This is a genomic window from Kribbella koreensis (assembly GCF_039525325.1).
Lineage (GTDB): Bacteria > Actinomycetota > Actinomycetes > Propionibacteriales > Kribbellaceae > Kribbella > Kribbella koreensis.
This window is the reverse complement of sequence record NZ_BAAAHK010000020.1, coordinates 1-22,125: the sequence shown is the minus strand read 5'-3', so window position 1 is coordinate 22,125 and position 22,125 is coordinate 1. Positions and strand designations below refer to the sequence as shown.

The 22,125-nt window shown below is 69.2% G+C and carries 18 protein-coding genes; 11 read left to right on the top strand and 7 right to left on the bottom strand.

Going from position 1 to position 22,125, the window contains the following annotated elements:
• Positions 1–62: 62 nt before the first annotated feature.
• Positions 63–866, bottom strand: coding sequence for a hypothetical protein (locus tag ABD116_RS35270; protein WP_343980776.1), 804 nt, complete (start codon positions 864–866; stop codon positions 63–65).
• 1,101 nt (positions 867–1,967) lie between these two features.
• On the opposite strand from ABD116_RS35270, the gene ABD116_RS35265 reads away from it, so the two are divergent.
• Together ABD116_RS35265 and ABD116_RS35260 are read left to right on the top strand one after the other, a co-directional pair.
• Entirely contained in the window at positions 1,968–2,450 is a 483-nt protein-coding gene (locus ABD116_RS35265; protein ID WP_343980773.1) for a hypothetical protein, read from the top strand.
• Positions 2,451–2,459: 9 nt separating this feature from the next.
• On the top strand, positions 2,460–2,678 hold the full coding sequence (locus ABD116_RS35260; RefSeq protein ID WP_343980770.1) for a hypothetical protein: 219 nt from the start codon (positions 2,460–2,462) through the stop codon (positions 2,676–2,678).
• A gap of 673 nt (positions 2,679–3,351) precedes the next feature.
• Here the strand turns inward: ABD116_RS35260 and ABD116_RS35255 are convergent.
• The 3 genes from ABD116_RS35255 to ABD116_RS35245 all read right to left on the bottom strand — a co-directional run bounded on the left by ABD116_RS35255 (position 3,352) and on the right by ABD116_RS35245 (position 7,245).
• Positions 3,352–6,360: a hypothetical protein gene (locus ABD116_RS35255; RefSeq protein ID WP_343980767.1), complete on the bottom strand. Its 3,009-nt coding sequence runs from the start codon at positions 6,358–6,360 to the stop codon at positions 3,352–3,354.
• Between the two features lie 68 nt (positions 6,361–6,428).
• Entirely contained in the window at positions 6,429–6,716 is a 288-nt protein-coding gene (locus ABD116_RS35250) for an Lrp/AsnC family transcriptional regulator (RefSeq protein ID WP_343980764.1), read from the bottom strand.
• Positions 6,717–6,792: 76 nt separating this feature from the next.
• A complete protein-coding gene (locus ABD116_RS35245; RefSeq protein ID WP_343980762.1) occupies positions 6,793–7,245 on the bottom strand; it encodes a hypothetical protein in 453 nt (150 codons plus the stop codon).
• Positions 7,246–7,326: 81 nt separating this feature from the next.
• Between ABD116_RS35245 and ABD116_RS35240 the strand changes: the two genes are divergently transcribed.
• Positions 7,327–8,331, top strand: coding sequence for an aldo/keto reductase (locus ABD116_RS35240; RefSeq protein WP_343980759.1), 1,005 nt, complete (start codon positions 7,327–7,329; stop codon positions 8,329–8,331).
• Here ABD116_RS35240 and ABD116_RS35235 read toward each other — a convergent pair.
• Positions 8,317–9,294, bottom strand: a complete 978-nt coding sequence (locus ABD116_RS35235; RefSeq protein ID WP_343980757.1) for an ArsR/SmtB family transcription factor — start codon at positions 9,292–9,294, stop codon at positions 8,317–8,319. The genes ABD116_RS35240 and ABD116_RS35235 overlap by 15 nt on opposite strands.
• A 25-nt stretch (positions 9,295–9,319) precedes the next feature.
• Positions 9,320–11,086, bottom strand: coding sequence for a DEDD exonuclease domain-containing protein (locus ABD116_RS35230; RefSeq protein ID WP_343980754.1), 1,767 nt, complete (start codon positions 11,084–11,086; stop codon positions 9,320–9,322).
• Between the two features lie 216 nt (positions 11,087–11,302).
• Here ABD116_RS35230 and ABD116_RS35225 point away from each other — a divergent pair, with 216 nt between their 5' ends.
• The 4 genes from ABD116_RS35225 to ABD116_RS35210 all read left to right on the top strand — a co-directional run bounded on the left by ABD116_RS35225 (position 11,303) and on the right by ABD116_RS35210 (position 14,186).
• A complete protein-coding gene (locus ABD116_RS35225) occupies positions 11,303–12,610 on the top strand; it encodes an NYN domain-containing protein (RefSeq protein ID WP_343980751.1) in 1,308 nt (435 codons plus the stop codon).
• A gap of 43 nt (positions 12,611–12,653) precedes the next feature.
• Positions 12,654–13,487 (top strand): GNAT family N-acetyltransferase, encoded by an 834-nt coding sequence (locus ABD116_RS35220; RefSeq protein ID WP_343980748.1) that lies wholly within the window; start codon positions 12,654–12,656, stop codon positions 13,485–13,487.
• A gap of 88 nt (positions 13,488–13,575) precedes the next feature.
• Entirely contained in the window at positions 13,576–13,821 is a 246-nt protein-coding gene (locus ABD116_RS35215) for a hypothetical protein (RefSeq protein ID WP_343980745.1), read from the top strand.
• 86 nt (positions 13,822–13,907) lie between these two features.
• Entirely contained in the window at positions 13,908–14,186 is a 279-nt protein-coding gene (locus tag ABD116_RS35210) for a LuxR C-terminal-related transcriptional regulator (protein ID WP_343980742.1), read from the top strand.
• Between the two features lie 9 nt (positions 14,187–14,195).
• Here the strand turns inward: ABD116_RS35210 and ABD116_RS35205 are convergent, their stop codons facing one another.
• On the bottom strand, positions 14,196–16,451 hold the full coding sequence (locus ABD116_RS35205; protein WP_343980739.1) for an ATP-binding protein: 2,256 nt from the start codon (positions 16,449–16,451) through the stop codon (positions 14,196–14,198).
• Between the two features lie 267 nt (positions 16,452–16,718).
• Between ABD116_RS35205 and ABD116_RS35200 the strand changes: the two genes are divergently transcribed.
• The 4 genes from ABD116_RS35200 (at position 16,719) to ABD116_RS35185 (ending at position 21,820) form a co-directional block, all read left to right on the top strand.
• Entirely contained in the window at positions 16,719–17,783 is a 1,065-nt protein-coding gene (locus ABD116_RS35200; RefSeq protein WP_343980736.1) for a C40 family peptidase, read from the top strand.
• Positions 17,784–17,932: 149 nt separating this feature from the next.
• Positions 17,933–19,465 (top strand): gluzincin family metallopeptidase, encoded by a 1,533-nt coding sequence (locus tag ABD116_RS35195; RefSeq protein ID WP_343980734.1) that lies wholly within the window; start codon positions 17,933–17,935, stop codon positions 19,463–19,465.
• Positions 19,458–20,702 carry a M48 family metallopeptidase gene (locus ABD116_RS35190; protein ID WP_343980731.1) on the top strand — a complete coding sequence of 415 codons (1,245 nt, stop codon included), beginning with the start codon at positions 19,458–19,460 and terminating at the stop codon, positions 20,700–20,702. Before ABD116_RS35195 ends, ABD116_RS35190 begins: the two co-directional genes overlap by 8 nt.
• Positions 20,699–21,820, top strand: a complete 1,122-nt coding sequence (locus tag ABD116_RS35185; protein ID WP_343980729.1) for a glycosyltransferase family 4 protein — start codon at positions 20,699–20,701, stop codon at positions 21,818–21,820. The genes ABD116_RS35190 and ABD116_RS35185 overlap by 4 nt, the downstream gene beginning before the upstream one ends.
• Positions 21,821–22,125 lie beyond the last annotated feature (305 nt).

The following is a 22,125-nucleotide window of genomic DNA, read 5'->3' as shown; positions in this document are numbered from 1 at the left end:
GTACTGAAAGAGCCCGCCGTCCCCGTTGTCGTTGGGGGCGGCGGGCTCTTCTTTCGGGCTTGTCAGCCGCCGATCTTGATCTCCTGCACCTTCGCGCGCCAGACCGGGATCCAGGTCGGGGTGCTGCCGGCGATGTCGGCGATCACGAAGTCGGCGGTACCGTCACCGCGGTCGATGACGGCGGCCATGATGTTGGAGTAGGTCTCCTTCAGCTTCGGCACCTTCACCTCCACCTTGATGGTCAGCTCGTGGCCGGGATGCCCGTCCACCGTGATCGGCGTGTGCGTCGCCTTGCCGATCAGCTTCACGTTCGGGTCGTACAGCTTCACGATCGCCGCACTGGTCGCCTGGACGGTCGCTTCCTTCAGCCCTGCGGGCGTGTTGGTGAACTTGATCTTCGGGTTGAGCCCGCCGAAGGCGACATAGTTGCCCCACCGTGCGTTCTTGCCGTCGTACTTGTCGTGCACGGTGAACCAGGTCGCCGCCCCGCCGAGCAGTCCGACGCTCTCCCCACTGCCGTTGTCCTCCCAGGCCGGGCCCATCAACGGCATGGTGTCCTTGTTGAAGGCAACGATGTTGGACCCCAGCACCCGCCCCTCCGGCGGAGGCGGCGTCGTCGGAATCGCCGACGGACTGACCGTCGGCAATGGCTCCTTCTTTGCTGACGGCAACGAAACCGGCGTCACCGCATCGGCCTTGTCCCAGATCCAGTTGACGCTGACCCCGGTCACCACCAACGCCCCGACAACCAGCCCCACAACCCCGATCAACCGCCCGTTCCGCCCACCACCACCCCCACCGCGGCGGCCGGCCTCAACAATCCCGTACCCCTCATCCCCCTCAACCCACTCATCCCCAGCCGCCACCGACCCACTTGCACCCGGCAAGCGAGGCCCAACAGGACCCCCACCCGCCCCAAGGGTGTGCGCCTGCGAACTGCCCGCAACTGACCCACGAACCTCCATCGGCGGACCGCCGAACTGCTGCTCCTGCCCGCCGCCCATAGCCTGCGCCTGCCAACCACCCCGACCGCCCGACGCCTGCCCACCCTGCGCCCCGTAGCGACCAGGCTGCCCACCAACCGCCGACTGCCCACCCACACCGCCCGGCTGAACACCCCAACCATCCGACCCCGCCTGCACAGCCGAGCCAACAGGCCCACCCGCCCCGTACGGCTCCTGCGGCCCTGGACCGTATTGCGCCTGCGGTCCCGGACTGTAGGGCTCCTGCGGGCCTACTGGTCCGCCCTGGCCGCCAGGCCCCTGTGGACCCGTCTGCCTGAAAGCACCAGGCTGTCCACCTGTACCGGGCCGACCTGCCTGCGTTGGCTGGCCGGGCGCCCCATACGGCCCAGGCTGACTCGGTGCCCCATACGAAGTCGCCTGACCCTGAAAGCCCTCTGGCCTCCCCGAACCCGGCTGCCCCTGCAAACCAACCGCCCCACCCTGCCCCGGGTGGGCAGACGGCCCGTATGGCGCTGGGGGTCGGCCCACTTCATTGGACATCGGCCGAACCTGCGAATCCGCCGGCCCACCCACTCCCGGCCGCGCATCCTGCTGCCTCTGCACCTGACCGGCTTCGCCCGGCTGACCTGACGGACGCCCCCACCAGCCGCCATCCTGCGCCTGCCCACCCGCCTGACCTGCACCCGGCTGCGACGAACCCGCTTGCCACATACCCGCCTGACCCGCACCGGCCTGCCCTACACCCGACCGAATCGAACCACCCTGCGCCGCACCCGGCTGAGCCGAACTGCCCTGCGCTGCACCCGCCTGAGCCGAACCGCCCTGCGCCGCACCCGGCTGAGCTGCCCCGGCCTGACCTGTACCTGCCCAGGGCGAACCGGCCTGCGCTGTACCCGGCTGAGGCGGACCGGCCTGCGCCGTACCCGGCCGAGCTGCACCGGCTTGACCTGTACCTGCCCAAGGCGGACCGGACTGCGCCGCACCCGGCTGAGCTGGACCGGCTTGACCTGTACCTGCCTGAAGCGCGCCTGCTTGGGCGCCACCGACGTCCGGCTGGCCGACTTGCGAGCCAGCGGCCTGCGAGGCGCCGCCGACCGAAGGCGTACCACCCTGCGAACCACCGACCTGCCACGGAGCTATCTGCTGACCCTGAAGCGAGTGCTGCGGAGCTGTCTGCTGACCCGGGATCGGGTGCTCCGTGTGCGACGGAGCAGTCTGCTGCGCCGGAAGCGGGTGCTGCGACTGCTGCGGAGTTGTCTGCTGGTCCGGGGTCGGGTGTTCTGCTTGCGGCGGAGCCGTCTGCTGCGTGGGGAGCTGGTGCTGCGCCGGCACCTGCCCCGCCTGCTGTGCTGGGAACGTGTGCTGCGCCTGCACCGGCGTCGATGGCGGGCCCGCGAGAGGGTGCTGCGCTTGCAGAGGAGCCGTCTGCTCTACTGCCGGCGTCTGCGGCGTCTGCAGCGAGGCCGCTGGCTGGCCTGGGCGTAGGTGCTGCGCTTGCGGCGGAGTCGTCTGCTGTCCTGGGAGCGGCTGCTGCGCCTGCGCCGGAGTGGTCTGCTGAGTGGGGAGGGAGTGCTGCGTTGGCGGGGGAGCCGCCTGCTGCTGACCGGTACCCGCGGGCCGCGCAGCTGTAGTACCGGTCTGCGCAGCCGTAGTACCGGTCTGCGCAGCCGTAGTACCGACCGGCGCAGCCGTAGTACCGGTCGGTGCCTGTAGCTGTGGCTGGGCTGGCGGTGTTGCCGGTGCGCGGTGTGGTTGCGGGGGTGGTGGTGCGGGGGCACGCGACTGACCCAGCAACGGATCCGCCGCCTCCAGCCCGTCCGACCCACCGGACGTCAGCCCGTCCGACCCACCGGACGTCAGCCCGTCCGACCCACCGGACGTCAACCCGTCCCATCCACCTGACCTCAACCGGTCCGACCCATCGGACGTCAACGCGTTCGATCCGCCGGACGTCAGCCGGTCCGATTCACCTGACCTCAACCGGTCCGATCCGCCGGACGTCAACCGGTCCGATCCGCCGGACGTCAACGCGTCCGATCCGCCGGACGTCAGCCGGTCCGATCCGCCGGACGTCAACGCGTCCGATCCGCCGGACGTCGGCCGGTCCGATCCACTGGACCTCAACCCATCCGATCCACTGGACGTCTGCCTGTCCGACCCGCCAGATGGCAGGCCGTCTGACTCGGCGGGCGACGGTATGTCCGACCTGGTGGGTGATATGGCTGGGTCGGTGGAGGGGGTGGCGGGTGGGGGTTCTGAGTCGGCGAACCAGTAGTCCGTGGGGGACGGGGCGGTGGGGTGGGGTGCTGACGGGGGTGTGTGGTTGTCGGCGGGGGGTGGGGGCGGCGGGGCGCTGTGGCGGGCAGGGGGGCGGGGTGGTTCGTTTTCAGCCAACGTTGATTCCCTTGTAGACCTGGCTCTCGGCCGTCCTCAGATCCGGCCGGTTGGTGGGGATGTCACTGATGTAGGCGACCGCGGTTCCGTCGCCGAGGTCGAAGACCGCGACCGTCAGCAGGAGTACCGACTTGACCTTGGGTGACTTCGCCGTGACGGTCTCCTGGAAGTACCAGCCCGCCTTGTCCGAACGCTTGATGGCGCCGTTGCCGACGGCCTTGTACGTGACCGGGATGTCGCCGTAGTTCCAGGTGTGTACCTGCCCGAGCAGTACCGCCGCCGTCGCCTTCGGGTCGCCGCTGAACGGGGTCTTGTTGCCGAGCCCGCCGACGAACATGTCCGCGTACCAGTCGTTGCTGCCGTCGAAGTCCTTCTGCAGCGTGACGTACTGGCCGCTGGAGTTCAGCAGTTGCGGGATCAGCCGCTTGCGGTCGGACCAGCCGTTGCCCTGGCGCGGGAACGAGATCGCGTCGGAGGTGATCCGGTTGCCCTCGTGGAGCTTGGGGTTCTTCGACTGGCCGGGTGTGCCGCCGGCGTTCGTCGGTACGCTGCCGGTGGGCGGCGGAGTCGGGTCGGCGGTGTTCTTGTCGCCCTGGTTGGTGATCAGGAAGATCGCCGCCACGACGAGCAGTACGACGGAGATTGCCCCGCCGACGATCAGCGGCGTCTTACCGCCACCACCGCCACCGCTCCCATCCTTGCCCTTACGAGTCCCACCACCCTGCGATCCGTCATCCCCCTGCCAAGGCGAGGCCTCACTTGTCTGCGGCCCGGTAGCTCCCCACGGAGCACCACCCTGCTGCTGGGTAGCCACAGAGTTACCCCACTGGTCTGTACTGGCCTGCTGAGCCGCAGAACTACCCCACTGCCCCGCATCAGCTTCCTGTACGCCGCCAGTTCCCCACCCGTCCCCAGCCGCTCCACCCTGCTGACCACCAGCTTGACCCCACCCACCAGCCGAACCCTGCTGCGTACCGGCCTCACCCCAACCACTGGTTCCGCCCTGCTGCGCACCGGCTTCACCCCAGCCGCTGGCGCCACCCTGCTGCGCACCGGACGCACCCCAGCCAGCAGCACCGTTCGCCTGCGTGCCGGACTCACCCCAACCCGCAGCACCGTTTGCCTGCGGGGCGGACTCGCCCCAACCCGCAGCATTGTTCGTCGGCGGGGCGGACTCGCCCCAGCCTGCAGCACCGGTCTCCTGTGCGGGCGAAGATCCCCAGCTCGCGGCGCCGGTCTCCTGCGCTGCAGACGACCCCGAGCCCTCTGTACCGGCCTGCGTGCTGGGGGAGCCCCAGCCGTTTGTGCCAGCCTGCTGTGTGCTGGACGCCGCGGAGCCGTCGGCCTGAGTCTCTGGTGCTCCTGAGGAGCCCCAGCCGTTGGTACCTGCTTCCGGAGAGCCAGAAGCTGCCGAGCTGTCGGGTCCGCCGGTCTGCGGGTCAGCGGAACCCCACCCGTTGTCGTCGGCCTGTTGTGTGCCGGAACCCCAGCCCACCGGACCAGTCTGCTGTCCGCCGGAGTCCGGGCCCTCGATGCCGGTGTGCGGTACGCCGGAGTCCGGGCCGTTGGTGCCGGTCTGCTGAGGGCCAGCGCCCCAGCCCTCGGCGGCCGTGTTCTGGGTGCTGGGAGTGTTCCAACCGCTGGCTGCCGCCTGCTGGGTGCCGGATGCTTTTGCGTCGTTTGCTGTGCCATCAGTACCTGCCTGAGGGCCACTGGTTGCGCCCCAGCCATCGCCACCAGCCTGCTGACCGTCGGCCTGGGTCCAGGCTCCTGCACCGCTCTGCTGGTTGCCTGCCTGGCTCCAGCCGCCCGTACCGGCCTGCTGGCCGTTGGCTTGGGGCCAGGTGCCTGCGTCGGTCTGCTGGCCGTTCGTTTGGGTCCAGGGACCAGAGCCGGTTTCTTGCACGGGGGTTTGGCTCCAGCCGTCAGCGGCTGGTTGCTGGGGAGTGGAGGTGCCCCACCCGGTGTTGGTGGCGGCGGGCTGTTGGCCGCTGGAGTTCTGGTTCGAAGCAGTTAGGTCGTCGCCGGCGGCCCAGGGATTGCCGGCAGGTTGGTCGTCGGCCGGTTGACCGGTTCGCGGCGAGGTGGCAGGTGCTGTCTGGTCGTTGGTGGCTTTTGCGGTCTGCGACCAGCCGTCGGCTGCGTTCTGAGGTGACTGACCCCAGCCGGTGGCTGCTGCGCCATGGGCTTGGGTGCCGCCGGCTTGGCCCCAGCCGCCGTCAGTACCTGTCGAACCAGCCTGCTGCTGCGAGGAATCGACCTGGGTGGTGGCTGGGGTTGGTACGGGGCCCTTGGGGGTCGGGGCGACCGTGGGGGGCTCGGTCCAGTTGGTGGCTGACCAGGACTGGGGTTCTGGGTCGGGAGTCGCAGCCGTTTCCGAGCTGGAGGTGTTGGGGGCCAGCCTCAGGGTCCAGCCGGTTTGGGGCGTGGGCTCGGCCTCGAACTGCTCCTGGGTGATCGGCTCCGCGTCGTCCGGTACCGGGCGCTGGGTCCAGTGGTTGGCGGCTTCCGGGATCTCGACGGGTGCCATCCATGTCGACTTCGCCTTCTCCGCCGGCGTCAGCGCCGCCGCCGAAGCAGCAGCATCGAGCACCGCACCATCAGGTTCGGCGTTGGCAGCGGGCCAGAAGCTGTTCGACGTCGAAGCGGCGGCGCCGGACGTGCGGGCTGTGCCACCGGACGTCGAAGCGGCGGCACCGGACCTGGGGGCTGTGCCGCCTGACGTGGGGGCGGTGGCGCCGGACGTCGGGGCTGTGGCGCCCGACGCGGAGGCGGCGGTCCCGGAGGTCGTGGCGTCAGGGGTGACCGCCTTGATGCGGGGTGCCGACGAGGCGTCGGTTGCGGGTGACGGGTCGGGCGCGGCCGGGTCGTCCGTGGGGGCGGAGTCCGCAGCGGGGTCTTCTTTGTCGGTGCGGTTGGTCCATTGCGTCCCGTTCCACCAGCGGATGGTGTTGGGCTGTCCGGTGGGGTCCGGATACCAGCCGGCGGGAGGGTTGCTCATGCGTTCACCGTAACTTCAGCGCGTGTCAGTCAGACCGTGGAATTCTGCCCTCGAAAACCAGGAGAACCTCAGAAACCGGATTCCTCGCCCAGGCTGAAGGCAGCCTCGAGGTCGTGCGTCGAGTAGGCCCGGAAGGCGATGTGCGTCTCCGTGCTCAGTACGCCGGGGACCCGGTTGACGTGGTCGGGGATGACGGAGGCGAGGTCATCGTGGTGGGCGACCCGGATCATCGCGATCAGGTCGAGCCCGCCGGTCACGGAGTACACCTCGCTGACGCCCTCGATCGCGGCCACCTGCTCGGCGACCTCCGGGATCCGTGCGACGTCGGCCTTGATGAACACGATCGCGGTGACCATGTCGTCCTCTCCTCGAAACCAGCCCCCTACCGCGCTGAAGCATAGTGCCGACCCCACCGGCACCACCCCAGCCGGTTCAGAACTTGGGGAACCGCGGAGCCGCCAGCACCCGGTAGTTGTACGTCCGCCCGCCGGCATGATCGATCAGCACCTGGAACCCCGCCTCCCGGAGCACCTCGACCAGCGCCCGCACGATGATCTCCGAGGCGTTCACCACGTAGGAGAACAGCCCGCTCGTCACGTCCTGGGTCAGCACTTTCTCGACGTACTCCGGACTGCCGGTGACCGGCGGATCCCAGTCGATCGTCACCCCGAACGGCTCGACCGTGTTCACCCAGACGTGCGCGCCAGGCGGCAACCCCTGCGGATCACCACCCGGTACCACGGAAGCCGCGAACCCCATCCGCTCCAGCTCCCGCCGCACCTCCTCGGCCAGCTTCTGCCAACTCTCGATCGCGTCGTCCGGCGCCCGATAGCCGGGGCCGCCGTGCCGGTGCGAGGGCGTGAAGAACTGGAACGGATCGGTCACCCCTCAACTTTGCCATGTGCGCCGATTAAGCGTCCGCCTTAATCGATTCGTGGACAGGCAGGCGAGCGGTTGGCTGGACCCATGACAGAGACGAAGGTCGGGGTACGACGCGAGCTGGGCCGGACCGGGGTCGAGGTGACCGCACTCGGGTTCGGCGGCGGCCCGCTGGGCGGACTGTTCGAGGCGCTGGATGACGAGACGGCCGCGGAGACGCTGGCCAGCGCGTGGGCCGGGGGAGTCCGGTACTACGACACGTCACCGCACTACGGCATCGGCCATTCCGAGCGCCGGATCGGCGAATTCCTCCGCCAACACCAGCGCGACGAGTTCACCCTGTCGACCAAGGTCGGCCGGTTGCTGGTCGAGCAGGATCCGCAAGGGCGGATGGACGAGGCGTTCCAGGTCCCGGCGACGCATCGAAGGGTCTGGGACTTCTCGCGCGACGGGATCCGGCGCAGCGTCGAGGACTCGCTCACGCGACTCGGGCTGGACCGGATCGACGTGCTTTATCTGCACGACGCCGAGAAGCACTTCGATGATGCCCTGCGCAACGGCTATCCCGCGCTCGCCGAGCTTCGCGAAGAAGGCGTTGTGAAGGCGATCGGGGCCGGGATGTACGACCCGGCGTTGCTGACCACCCTCGTCCAGGAGACGGAGGTCGACGCGGTCATGCTCGCCGGGAGGTACACGTTGCTCGAGCAGAGCGCGTTGGACACGCTGCTGCCCGCCTGCGCCGAGCGTGGGGTGTCGATCCTGGCCGCGGCGGTCTTCAACTCGGGGTTGCTCGCGTCGGCGCGGCCGGTCGAGGGGGCGCGGTTCGACTATGGGCCGGCGTCGCAGGAGTTGCTGCAGCGGGCCCATCGGATCGCGGATGTCTGCGAGGCGCACGGGGTGACGTTGCCTGCGGCGGCGATCGCCTTTCCGTTGGCTCATCCGGTGGTGGCGGGGGTGGTGATCGGGATGCGATCGGCGGGTGAGGTACAGGCCAATCTTGGGTCGTTCGAGACGTCGGTACCGCCGCAGCTGTGGGTGGATCTGCGGGCCGCAGGGCTGATCGACGAGAGGGCGCCGCTACCCGTCGAGTAGTTGGTCGCCGAGGGCGCTGCGGCGGTACAGGAGATATCGGCCGTCGCGCGCCCGGGTGACGAGGTTGGTTGCGTGGAGCACTTGTAGGTGTTGGGAGACGGCGCTCGGGGTGACCTCGAGGCGACGCGCGATCTCGATGGTCGGGAGCGGCTCGTCGAGCATCCGCAGCAGGACGGCGCGGGGCTGGCCGAGTAGCGCGGTGAGGGCGGCGGATCCGGTCGGTTTGTTCGAGGTGGACAGGGTGGCGACGCCGCGGCTGGGGTAGGCGAGTGCGGGCGATTCGTGCGGGCTGAGCGGTGGTACCGGTTTGTAGGCGAAGATCGACGGGACCAGTAGCAGTCCGCGCCCGGACACGGAGACGTCGTGTTTGCCGAGCATCTGGTCGATCCGTAGTACGCCGTCGTTCCACTGCACGTTCGGATGCAGATCGGCGAAGAGCAGCCGCGCGCCGCCGACCGCCAACTGCCGGGCCCGGTACGTCGTATCGCCCTCGAGCACGAGTCGCATCCTCGCCCACGACGGCGCGAGCGCGATCTCCCAATAGGCCTTGAGCTCCGAACAGATCGCGTCGAGCAGCCTGGCCACCTGGGCGTCATCGGACGATCGCGCAGCAGCCAACGCGTCCGGCGGCCGACCGCCATGCGTAGCCAGCAGATCCCGCCGGACCATCTCGACAGGCGTTGCCCGTACGACCCCCAGCTCCTCGTCGAACGACACCGCAAAACTCGTCGGCCGAGGAGTCAGAAAATCCGGCAGCGCCAGCGTCTCGCCCACCAACGACAACAACAGCCCGGTATCAACCGCCCCCAACTCGTCCACCACGGAACGCCGCCACGGCAGATGAATCGCCAGCAACCCCGGATCCCGCACCACCCAAAGGCTGAACAACGCCTCCTGCACAGGCGAAATCGCAAACCGCGTATCCGCCAGATCCTCAACCCCGAGCTCGAACCGAACCACCACGGCAATCACCACCCCGCATGTGAGGTCAGCGGGCGGTGGGGCTGAGGGGGCGCATTCGGCGGCGGCGTTCGCTGGGGTGGTGGTGAGCTTCGGAGTGGGAGTTGTCGAGGCGGGCGATGTGTCGGCCGGCGCCGCTGATCGGGCAGGTCCAGGTGCCGTCCATCTCGACCAGGCGGATGCCGGGGGAGTCGAGCCAGCGCAGTACGAGCTCGATCTCTTCCGGTGAGGCCGACGCGACCGGACCGATGCCTGGCAGGACCGTCTCGGCGGAGGCTCGGAGCATTTCGAGGTACTTGCGGGGATCCGTGCCCCGCGGGCTGATCCCGGCCGCCGCGAGCCGACCGCGCCGGATCACGTGCAACTCCCACCCACCGTCGTCGGTACGCCGAGCCGCGCAGATCTCCGCGCAACTGGTGACGGACGCCATCCGCTGCATCTTCGCGCTGCTCCGCACGAAGGCGCTCAACCGATCCCGCTGCACGGCCGCATCCTCGAACCGCTCATCCGCCGACAGCACATCGATCCGCCGATCGAGCGCGGCGACCACCGGCGCCGGATCATCCGTCAGCGCAGCCCGCAACCCCGTCACGAACGGCGCATACGACTCCACCGAGATCCGCCCGTCGCAAGGCGCCACACACCGGCCCATCTCGGCCAGCACACAGGGCGATCCGGCAGGCGACCGCGACATCCGGTCCGTGCACTGGCGAATCGGAAACGCTTCATGCAGCGCCGCCATCGCCCGCTCGGCCGTCTTACGCGAGCTGAACGGCCCGAGATACCCGGCGTCGTCGTCCTTCACCTGCTTGACCAGCGACAGCCGCGGGAACGGCTCGACCGTCACCTTCAGCCAGTGCTGGCGCTCGGGAAACTTCGATCGCCGGTTGTACCGCGGCTTGTGCTCGGCGATCAGCCGCAACTCACGCACCTCGGCCTCCAGCGCGGTACCGCACTCGATTCCCCGTACGCCGGAAGCGATCCCGATCATCTCGCCGATCCGCGTGCGTTGCTCCGACGCGGTGAAGTACGACCGGACCCGGTTGCGCAGATCCTTCGACTTGCCGACGTACAGGACCTCGCCGCGATCGTCGGTGAACAGGTACACGCCAGGTGCGTGCGGCAACGACTCGGCCAGATGCCGCTTCGCCCGGACCTGCGGCGCGACCCGCGAGGAGAACGTTTGCAGATCCTCCAGCGTCTGTACGCCGAGCGAGCCGACCCGCTCGAACAGCCCGTGCAGCACGTCGACGGTGGCGCGCGCATCGGACAGCGCCCGGTGGTTCGGTGTGACCGTTGTCCTGAACAACTTCGCGAGCGTGCCCAGCTTGCAGTTCGGTGTCTCGTCGGGCGTCAGCACCCGGCGGGCCAGCTGCGCGGTGTCGACGACGGCGAAGTCGGGCCAGTCGTAGCCGTGCACCTGGGTGTCGTGTTTGAGGAAGCCGACGTCGAAGGGCGCGTTGTGCGCGACCAGCACGCAGCCCCGGGCGAACTCGAGGAAGGCCGGCAGCACCGACTCGATCCGCGGCGACGAGGCGACCATATGGTCGGTGATCCCGGTCAGCACGGCGATGAACGGCGGAATCGGCTCGGCCGGATTGATCAGCGTCTGGAACTCCGCGACCAGCTCGCCGGCCCGCACCTTGACCGCGCCGATCTCGGTGATGCCCGACTCGCCCGGCGCGCCACCGGTCGTCTCCAGGTCGACGACGCAGAAGGTGACGTCGCGCAACGGCGTACCGAGGTCGTCGAAGCTCGGCTGGACGCCGCGGATCGGCGAGCTTTGACTGCTCATGCCGACGACGCTAGAAGCCGCCACCGACAATTCCGTCCCGGGACACGCCACTTCGGTGAAGCATCAACAACAAACAGCGTGGCTGACGGGGGTGAACCGACTACGCTCTAGTCATGCGTACACAAGCGATCACCGCGATTCCGGGCCGCGCGCCCGGGCGTTGTGGTCTGCATCACTGGCTGTGCCAGGGGGCCGTTCCGACCGGACTGCGGACCGGTGGCTGAGGCAGGCACCGCCGCGAGCTCCGCTGCCACCACCTTGCCCGAACCCGTCCGGCAACGGGTTCTGACCCTGGCCGCCCAGGCCTTGGGGCAGTTGCCCGCGACAGACATCCCGGCTCCGCTGCGGCGGTTCGCCAGCTTCGCGCCCGGCAAGCGCGCGAAGCTCTCGGCGTCCGTACTCGGCCCGATCCTCGAGACCGACGACCACTTCCGCAAACTGGTCGCTTTCGAGGTACGCCGTGGGCACCCCGAATTGGGTGACGCCGTAGCCGACGGGCTCGCAGTACCGGCCGCCGAGCCGACAGAGGTCGCGGCGCTCGCCTACCTGCTCAGGCCCGACGACTGGGAGCAACGCGTCGCCGAGGCCGCCCAGTTGCCGCCGGAGAAGCCCGGCGTCGACGAGGACGCCGTCACGCGCCTGCACGACCAGCTCGACCAGGCCCGGACTGAGACACGCCAGGTGCGCGAACGCCTGCGCGAGCAGGTCACCGAGCTCAAGGCCGAGAACGTCACGCTGCGCCGCAAGCTGAACGAGGCGCGCCAGCGGATCGCCGGCCTGCAGACCGATCTCGAACTGCGCACGGTCGAAGCCACGACGGCCGACGAGCGCGTCGACGCGGCCCGGGCCGAGGTCGAGCGCGAGCTGCGCAAGCTCCGGGCCCGGATCACCGAGCTGGAGGCAGTCGAGCACGCGGCCCGGCGTACCGCGGGGCAGGAGAAGGAACTGGCCTCGACCAGAACCCGCCTGCTGCTGGACACCTTGGTCGAAGCAGCGGGAGGACTCCGTCGCGAACTGACCCTGCCACTCGGGGGAGACCTCCGCCCGGCCGACACAGTTGCCGGCGTCGAGCCCGCGACGGCGCCGGTCGGCCGTACCGCGCCCGCCGACGACCCAACGCTCTTCGACGAGCTGCTCGCGCTGCCGCAGGTGCACCTGATCATCGACGGCTACAACGTCACCAAGACCGCATGGCCGAACACCCCGCTGCACTCCCAGCGCCAGCGCCTCGTCACCGCACTCGGCGCCCTGGTCGCCCAACGGCGAATCGAGGTCACCGTCGTCTTCGACGGCGCCGAACTGTCCGGCCCGGTCCAGCTGAACCCACCCCGCGGCGTCCGCGTCCGCTTCAGCCCCGCCGGTGTGATCGCCGACGAGGTGATCCGCCAACTGGTCCGCGCCGAGCCCCCGGGCCGCCCGATCGTGGTCGTCTCCACCGACCGCGAAGTGGCCGAAAGCACCGTCACGATGGGCGCCCGCGCCCTCTCCGCAACCACCCTCATCAACCGGATCGCCCGCGGTTAAAACCAATGGCCGGGTCGCCGTCCCGCTGCGTACCGTCGACCAGGTGGAGCTCAGACAGTTGCGGGAGGACGACCTGGCGGCCGTCGAACGCGTGTCCGAGCAGGTGTTCCTCGAGCCGGGGGAGTCCGCCCGGCCGCCGCACATCACCCAGGCATGGATCGGCTGGGCGCGGCACCTGCTCACCGTCGATCCGGCCGGCTGCTGGATCGCGGTCGATGCCTCGGGCATCAAGGGGTTCGCGCTTTCCCAGAACCGCGACGATTTCTGGTACCTGGCCACGTACGGCGTACTCCCCGAACTCCGCGGCACCGGCATCGGCAAGCAACTCCTCGGCACAGTTCTCGCGTACGCCGGTGAGCGCCCCGGCATGTTCTCGTCGACGACCCACCCCGCCGCCACCCGCCGCTACCGGCTGGCCGGGTTCTCGCTGATCCCGCAGATGCGCATGATCGGCGCTGTCGACCGCTCCACGATCCCCGCGATCACCGGCCTCACCGAGGGCGACGAGAGCGACTTCGGCTGGATGGACGAGCTGGACACCCGCCTGCGCGGCGCCGGCCACGGCCCCGACCACGCCTTCTTGCTGACCACGCAGCGACTCGTCGTCGACCGCCCGCACCGCGGCTACGTGTACATCGACCAGCGTGCCCGCCCATCACTCCTGGCGGCCACCGACGCCCAAACGGCCCAAACCCTCCTCTGGGAGGCTCTGGCAGCCTCCTCGGACGACACTTTGGTCAACTGCATCACCAGCGCGAACGAGTGGGCGGTCGACGTCGGCATGGCCGCGCGACTCAACCTGGCGACCGAGGGATATCTAGCCGTCCGGGGCCTGCCCGCACCGGCCCCGTACCTCCCCGGCGGCCGCTTCCTCTGAGTGCTCCGCAGAAAACTGTCGGTGGGGGTCTTTAGCGTCCTTCTCAGCCGGATGCAAGTCCGGGTGCTTCCCCACTTTGGAGGACGTTGTGCTGATCGACTGCGACGCGTGTGCGATGAGAGGCCCCGGCTGCCGGGACTGCGTGGTCAGCGTGGTGCTCGGCATGCCACCCGAGCAAACCTCACTACGCATCGACGACGAGGAACTGGCCGCCCTGGACGTCCTCGCCCAATCCGGCCTGGTCCCACCCCTGCGCCTGGTCCACGCCGTCAGCAGCATCGAGCTGCCGGCTGATGGACAGCAAGGTCCGCAGGCGTCCGCGGATACCGCCTGACTGCCGGGAAACTGCCGGTCAACCGCCTGTCACCGGGCGGTGACCCTGGATAGCGTCAGACCATCTACTGGGGAGAAGAGATGTCGATGGAGCAGTTGGTCTTGGCCGGGCAGAGAAACGACCAGATGCCGGCGGGGGTGTGCCAGGTCTACGAGCTCGGTGCGCTGGACCGCCCACCTGTCCTGAGCGACCGTCAGCGCGTCATCGGCGAGCTGATGGCCACCGGCGCCAAGGACGCCGCCATCGCGCGACAGCTGGGCATCTCGCTGCGCACCGTCCGAGCTGAGATCAGCGCGATGGTCGTCGCGCTCGGTGCCACGTCCCGCTTCCAGGCGGGCTGCCTGCTGGTACGCCGCTTCGGCTGAGGCCGGCTGTCATCGGACAGTGCCGGCCGCAGGCAGCGCGTCCAGGTCCGATTGCAGCTCGGCCTGCAGGCGTCGATCGCCGAGTTGCTCGGCTGCCTCGAGAGCAGCCAGGAAGACCGATCGCGCTTCGGCGGGCCGGTCCAGCGCGGCGAGTGTCTGCGCGATGTTTCCGCGAGCCTCGGCGAGTCCGATGAGATTGCCGTTCTGCTCGGCCACGGCGGCGCTTTGGCGGAATCGGTCGAGCGCGGGCTCGAGCTGTCCGTCGGCTTGCAGGATCAGGGCCAGCGCATTGATGGACCCTCCGATGACGTCGGCGGCGCCGAGCGTCTCACCCATCGGCAGGGCTTTCTCGAAGAGAACCCGGGCCTCGTCGAAGTTCTCCGCCCACAGGTGGGCGTAGGCGGTATTGAAGACGGCGAGCATCGCGCCGTACGGGTCCTGGTCCTCCGCTGCGAGTCGCTCGCACTCGGCGAAGTGCTCCACGGCGGCTGCGTAGTCGGCCCGGTGCATCGCGAGAATGCCCAGCGCCGTCAGAGCCCGGGCGAGCGGAAAGCGGTGATCGCCTGCACGGGCGATGCCGGCAGCGGTTTCCTGGTACTTCGTTGCCTCGTCGATCCGGCCGAGTTCGAGACAGGCGATTCCCATCCCGGACAGCAGGATGCCCTCGTGCTCGCGGTCACCGACCCGGCGCGCGACCTCCAGCGCTGTCTGGTGAGTGGCCAGCCAGACCGGCCAGTGTTTGCGGACATGGAAGAAGTCGATCATGCTCGTCGGCAGCTGGATCGCGGCTGCTGAAAGGTTCGCGGCGGCGGCCACGTCGACGGCATCGGCGATCGTCGGCAGTTCCTCGGTGCACCACCGCAGGGCGGCGTCCGGAGTACTGAGTTCCTCCACGATCACGCCGTCGAGTGCCGGATCGATCGGGGACCGGACCCTGGTCGGCCGCAGTTGCCGGTTGGCCTCGTCAGCAGACTGCAGGTAGTAGTCGAGTGCCCGTTTCTGGGCGGCTTCGTCCACGGGCGCGCAGCGCTGGGCGAACAACTTGACGAGGTCGTGCAGCGCGAAACGGCCGTCGGCCCGGCTCTGCACCAGATTGAGTGCGACCAAGCGCTGGAGTCGTCGATCCGCGAGCTCGGCGGAGGTGGCCGTCAGCGACGCTGCGGCGTTCGTCCGGAAGATGCTGCCCGGCAGCAGGCCCAATCGGCCGAAGAACTCCTTGAGGTCACCGGGCAACCGGGCGAAGGACAGTTCGAAGGCCGGCAGGACCGACGAGGTCGGATCACCGGGCAACGAGAGGCGTTCCAATCGGTCCGCGGAGCTCAGTTCGTCGGCTGCCTGCCGGAGGGTTCGGTAGGCACCGAGCGAGATGCTGGCTCCGGCGACCCGCAGGGCCAACGGCGGCCGGCCACACAGCGAGATGATCTCTGCCGCGGCGGCACGGTCCTCGTCCACCCGGGCGTTGCCGAGGACGGTACGGAGAAGTTCGCCGGCCTCGGACTCCGTCAGCGGGTCGAGGATCAGGGAATGAGCGCCTTCCCGCACCATCAGACCGGGAAGCCGCTCCCGGCTGGTGACGATCGTCGCGCAAGTGGGGGAGCCGGGCAGCAACGGCCGGACCTGGTCAGCCGTTGCCGCGTTGTCGAGAATGATCAGCAACCGGCGACCGGCCACCACAGATCGGTACAGGGTCGCGCGTTCTTCCAGCGTCGGCGGCTGGTCGGCCGGCTTGACCTCCAACGCGGTGAGGATCCGGCCCAGCCCCTCGGCCGGGTCGAGCGGTTCATGATCAGGTGTGAAGCCGCGCAGATCGACGTACAGGCGGCCGTCGGGGAAATGGCCGGTCGCTCCGTGGGCCCAGTGGACGGCAAGGGCGGTCTTGCCGCTGCCACCGATCGCCGAGATCGTCGCGATCCGGGTGGGTGGGCGTTCGGAGATCAGCAGATCCAGATCCCGGAGCTCGGCGAACCGGCCGGTGAAGTGGATGTCGTCCAGCGGAAGCTGATCGGGCCGGAGGACCGGTCGGGGCGTGGCGGCCGGTGCCGGTGTCTCGTCAACGATCAGGCTCAGGAGGTGCCGGGTCTCGTCGGTGGACAGTTCCAGTGCGCTGGCGATCAGCCGGATCGATTTCGCCCGGGGCTTGGTGACCCGGCCCGACTCGAGATCGCGTAAGGACCGTTCCGACAGCGATGACCTGTCGGCCAGCTCTTCCTGGGTCAGTCCTGAGCGCTGGCGCAGCGCTTTGACCCGCCGGCCGATCTCGCTCATCCCACCCCCGCCATCGATCCGTCCGTGTCGGGGGCAGTCTAGTGACCCCGAAGCAAAGGCTTTCCGGACGTTAAGTTTGGATCAAACCAGAGGGGCGGATTGCACCGGTCACGAATCGGTTACTACTGTTACCTCTCGTTGCCTCACAGTGTCGGTCGACCAGGCCGGACGGGCAGCGAAGATGTAGCCGAGGGGTGACCGACCGGCTGTAGTGGCCAGGTGGGTTGACGGGGACGGCGTCGAGAAGAGGAAGGGACCGACCGGGCTGTGTCCATCGGCCGCACGAAGCGCTTCAAGGGAATTGCCCTCGCCGCCATCACCTCCACCGCCGTCGTAGCGGGAGTGATCTTCATCCAGACGGGGGCGGACGCGGATCCGAAACCGACTCTGGAGCAGGCGAAGGCCCAGGTGGCGGCGCTGCAGACCAAGGCAGCTGACATCGGTGAGGCGGCCAACGACCTTCGTGGCCAGATCACCGCCGCGCAGATCCGGGTCAAGGCGCTGCAGGCCGGGATCGCCAAGCAGCAGGTGCAGGTCGACGCGGTCAAGCGCCAGATCGGCTCCCTCGCGGTCGCCGGGTACCAGACCTCCGGGATGACGACGACGGCGCAGTTGCTGCTGTCGACGAACCCCGACCAGTTCCTCAGCCAGGCCTCCACCGCGCAGGCGTTCGCCGGCCAGCAGAACTCGGCGCTGCGCCGGTTCCAGGCCGCCCAGGGCAAGCTCACCGACCTGCAGGCCAGTGAGCAGAGCGAACTCGCCGCGCTGCAGGCCGTGCAGTCGCAGCAGGACAGCCTGAAGAAGCAGGTGCAGGCCAACCTGGACGCCGCCGAGAAGGTGCTGGGCAAGCTCAGCGACGCCGAGCGCGACCGGCTCAAGCAGGAAGCCGACAAGGAAGCGGAGAAGGCCCGCGACGAGCGGCCGACCCGCGGCGGCGACCGGACCTCCGACGACCCGATCGGCAATGTGCCGGTCAGCGGCCGCGCAGGCGTCGCCGTCCAGGCCGCGCTGGACCAGCAGGGCGACAGCTACGTCTGGGGCGCCGACGGCCCGAGCTCGTTCGACTGCTCCGGTCTGACGATGTACGCCTGGGGCAAGGCCGGCGTCTCGCTCTCGCACTCGTCCAAGGCGCAGTACAGCGAGGGCCGGCACGTCAGCCGCTCCGAGCTCCGCCCCGGTGACCTGGTCTTCTACGGCAACCCGTCGATCCACCACGTCGGGATGTACATCGGCAAAGGCCGGATGGTGCACGCCCCGAACCCGGGCAAGCCGGTCAAGACCGACGACCTCGACTACATGAGCGGCTACGTCGGCGCGGTCCGCCCGGGCTGAGCCCAGTCAGACATGCATCACGGCTCCGGGGACATCAGCCCCCGGAGCCGCCCTCGTTTGTTCACCCCCACCTCGCCCATGCTTGACTGTCCCCGGAGGGCTCTGAATTGACTCCTCTGACTGGGGCAGACGAGCAGCGAGGGGCCGAGGTGGTCGACGAGCGCGGCAGCACGATGCCCCCTGCCGACTCCAGCGAGCACCCCGGCGGCGACCTCAGCCGGCACGACGACTTCGCCGAGCACCGGGTCTCGCCGTCCGAGCAGACCACCATCCAGATCCCGGCCCAGCACGCGGTCGGCGACGGTCCGGGTCGCCCGACCGCGATCCAGACGGTGAGCACCTGGACCTCCGCGCACGGCCCGATCGTCAAGAAGGTCGCGCTCGGCGTCGCCGTCTGCCTGGTCGGCGTGGCCGGGTTCGCCGGGCTCCGCAAGATCGCCGACGCGCCGGCCGATCCGGACGCGCACGGCCGCAGCGCCCAGACCCCCGGCACCGAGAAGTCCACCCCCGACGAGGCAGCCGAGGGCGTACGCCGGGCCGCCGCGGGCCAGGCCGTCCTGCAGAAGATGGCCGACTCGATCGACGAGAAGCGCAAGTCGGCCTTCCTCGGCACCATCGACCCGCTGGCCAAGAGCTTCGACGCGCAGGCCCGGACGATCTACAGCAACCTCGGCAAGTTGCCGCTGGCCACCTTCCAGCTGCGCTACGTCAGCGACGACATCGGCGCGCTGCCGCCGGACCGGCAGAGGGAGCTCGGCGGCACCGAGTCCTGGCTGGCCCAGGTCGAGGTGTCCTGGCAACTCAGCGGCTTCGACACCAAACCGGCCCGCGAGACCCTGCCGGTCACTTTCGTCACGCGCGACGGTACGACGTACGCGGCGTCCTTCAGCGAGCGCTTCGTGGCCGGCCAGCGGCGGCCGATCTGGGCGCTCGGCGGGATCGAGGTCGCCAAGGGCGAGCGCAGCCTGGTGATCAGCCTGGACTCGCAGGCCGACGCGGACGACTACGCGGACGTGACGGATCGTGCGGTCACCTCGGTGACGAAGGTCTGGGGCAAGAACTGGAAGCAGAAGGCGGTCATCTACCTGCCCGCCAAGCAGTCCGACATGGAGTACGTGCTCGGCGCGCAGCCGGGCACCTACACCCAGATCGCCGCTGTCACGATGGCCGAGCTGGACACCCCGGCGACCGGTGCGCCGACCCGGATCGTCGCCAACCCGAAGCTGTTCGACGAACTCGGCCGGCAGGGCCGCCGGATCGTGCTCACCCACGAGACCACCCACGTCGCCTCGACCGCTACCGCCTCGCCGGTACCGTTGTGGCTGGCCGAGGGTTTCGCCGACTACGTCGCCTTCACCGCCGTGTCCGTCCAGGACGAATCGGCGGCGAAGGAGCTGTTCAAGGCGGTCCGGGCCGGCAGGACGCCGAAGACGCTGCCCACCCCGGAAGCCTTCGCCGCCTCGTCGGCCGAGCTGCCCCAGGCCTACGAATCGGCCTGGTTGGCCTGCCGGCTGATCAGCGAGCGGGAAGGGCAGAGCAAGTTGGTGGAGTTCTACCGCGCTGTGCACACGTCGAAGAGCCGGACCGGACTGGCCGACGCCTTCAAGACCGTGCTCGGGACGACCGAGCAGGAGTTCACGGCCGACTGGCAGAAGTACCTGAAGAGGCTCGCCGGTGTCTGAGCGGGCCGCCAAACTGGCTCCCGCCGGAGCCGCCCTGGTGCTCGCCGCCGCCCTCGCCGTCGTGATCATCACGACGACGCCCTGGCACCTGATCGACCTGCCGAAGCCTGATGCCGCGCTCGACTTCAGCGCGGCCGAGATCGACAAGCAGAACCAGTTCCGGCACGAGTTGTTGCCCTGGTCAACGGTCTCCTGGGTGCTCTCGCTGCTGGTTCCGCTGACGATCGGGTTCAGCCCACTCGGCCGCCGCCTGTACGCCGTGACGCGGATCCGCCGCTGGTACCTGGCCGTCCCGGTCGTGGTGCTGGCGCTCGGCCTGATCGCCGGCCTCATCACGCTGCCGACCGACGCGATGGCCGAGCGGGTCACCCGGAAGTACGGGCTGTCCACCGAGGCGTGGGACCTGTGGCTGCGGGACCGGCTGGTCAACTGGTTGCTGCTGTCGCTGGCGTTGGTTGCCATCAGCCTCGGGTTGATTGCCTTGGCCAAGCGCTGGAAGACCTGGTGGTGGGCGCCGGCGGCGATCGCCTGCGCGGTGCTGGTGCTCGGGGTGTCGTTCGCCTATCCGGTGATCGTCGAGCCTCAGTTCAACGACTTCACCTCGATGCCGGCCGGTGCTCAGCGCGACGAGTTCATGCAGTTGGCGAAGCAGGACGGCGTACCGGTCAAGGACGTGCTCGTCGCCGACGCGTCCAAGCGGACGACCACGCTGAACGCGTATGTGTCCGGCTTCGGGTCGACGCGGCGGCTGGTCGTCTACGACACGCTCCTGAAGGATGCGACGCCGGCGCAGGTTCGGCTGGTGGTGGCGCACGAGCTCGGTCATGCTGCTGAGGACGATGTCTTGCACGGCACGCTGGTCGGCGCGTTGGGGTCGGCCTTTGCGATCGTGCTGCTGAGGTTGTTGCTCGGGGCCCGCGTCTCGGATCCACGCGGTACCGCGCTGTTGCTCGCGCTGATCGTCGCCGGTACGACGCTCGCGTTGCCGGTGCAGAACCTGGTCAGCCGCCGGATCGAGGCTCGGGCGGACTACCACTCGTTGCAGCTGACGAAGGATCCGACGGACTTCGTCGAGATGCAGCATGAGCTGTCGGTGAAGAACATCAGTGGGCTGGAGCCGAGCCGCTGGCGGTACTGGCTGTTCGCCAACCACCCGACGCCGCCGGAGCGGATCGCGATGGGGCGGGCGTGGGCTGCCGAGCACGGCGAGACCGTTCCGCCGCTGGTCGAGAAGTGACGGTCCTGGTCGTCACCAACGACTTCCCGCCCCGGCAGGGTGGGATCGAGACGTTCGTCCGGTCGCTGTGTTCGGAGTTGCCGGATCTGGTGGTGCTGACGTCGCGGATGGCGGGCTGTTCGGAGTACGACGCCGGGCTGCCGTTTCCCGTCGTGCGGGATCGGACGTCGATGTTGTTGCCGACGCCGCGGGTGACGCGGAGCGCCGTGCGGATGATGCGGGAGTACGGGGCTGATCGGGTCGTCTTTGGGGCCGCGGCGCCGCTGGGGTTGATGGGGCCGGCGCTTCGGAGGGCCGGCGCGCGGCGGATCGTGGCGCTGACTCACGGGCATGAGACGTGGTGGGCCGGTACGCCGGGAACGCGGCAGGCGCTGCGGCGGATCGGCGACGCGGCCGACACGTTGACGTCGGTCTCGGGGTGGTGCGAGGAGCAGATCGCGCCGGCACTGTCTGCCGATGCGGCCGCCCGGATGCGGCGGCTGACGCCTGGGGTCGATACGTCACGGTTCTTCCCGGATTGCGGGGGAGAGCAGGTCCGCAAGGGGCTCGGGCTCGAGGATGTGCCGGTCGTTGCCTGCGTCTCGCGGTTGGTGGCGCGGAAGGGGCAGGACACGCTGATCCAGGCGTGGCCGCGGGTGCTGGCCGGCGTACCGGAGGCCGTCCTGCTCCTGGTCGGCGGCGGTCCCGACCGAGACCGGCTCGAAGACCTGGCCAGACAAACTGGTGTAGCCCACGCCGTCCGCTTCACCGGCGCGGTCCCCTGGGAGGACATCCCACCGTACGTCGATGCCGCCGACATCTTCGCAATGCCCTGCAGAACAAGGCGTTTCGGCCTCGAACCCGAAGCCCTCGGCATCGTCACCCTGGAAGCCTCCGCCACCGCCAAGCCAGTGATCGTCGGCGACTCCGGCGGCGCTCCGGACACCGTCCGCCACGGCGAAACCGGCTACCTCGTAGACCCCTACAACCCGATCGCCACCGCCCTCCGCATCACCGAACTCCTCACCAACCCGACCCGAGCCAAAGCCATGGGCAAGGCCGGCCGCGATTGGGTGCAAGCCGAATGGACCTGGCCCCGCTCCGGCCAACTCCTCCGCTCCCTACTCGACCTCCGCTGACCCCCCACCCCACCCCACCACCCCAGCCCCACCCACCACCCCGTTTGAGGGGTTAACCCCTCCCCACCCCATCTGAGGGGTTAACCCCTCAAACGGTGGGTTGCCCCTCCAGATCCCGAGGGGGCAACCCACCATCTCAGGGGTTAACCCCTCAGATGGGGTGGTGGGTGGGGCTGGCTTGCACGGTGGGTTGCCCCTCGAGATCCCGAGGGGGCAACCCACCAGCTCAGGGGTTAACCCCTCAGATGGGGAGTTGAGTCCAGCAGAGTGGTGTACGGCGAGATCCTGGTGATGCGCGGGGCGGA

Excerpts from the sequence above, each read along its gene's own strand:
- ABD116_RS35255 (WP_343980767.1), bottom strand. The coding sequence starts at position 6,360 with ATGAGCAACCCTCCCGCCGGCTGGTATCCGGACCCCACCGGACAGCCC.
- ABD116_RS35250 (WP_343980764.1), bottom strand. The coding sequence starts at position 6,716 with ATGGTCACCGCGATCGTGTTCATCAAGGCCGACGTCGCACGGATCCCG.
- ABD116_RS35240 (WP_343980759.1), top strand. The coding sequence starts at position 7,327 with ATGACAGAGACGAAGGTCGGGGTACGACGCGAGCTGGGCCGGACCGGG.
- ABD116_RS35230 (WP_343980754.1), bottom strand. The coding sequence starts at position 11,086 with ATGAGCAGTCAAAGCTCGCCGATCCGCGGCGTCCAGCCGAGCTTCGAC.
- ABD116_RS35210 (WP_343980742.1), top strand. The coding sequence starts at position 13,908 with ATGGAGCAGTTGGTCTTGGCCGGGCAGAGAAACGACCAGATGCCGGCG.
- ABD116_RS35205 (WP_343980739.1), bottom strand. The coding sequence starts at position 16,451 with ATGAGCGAGATCGGCCGGCGGGTCAAAGCGCTGCGCCAGCGCTCAGGA.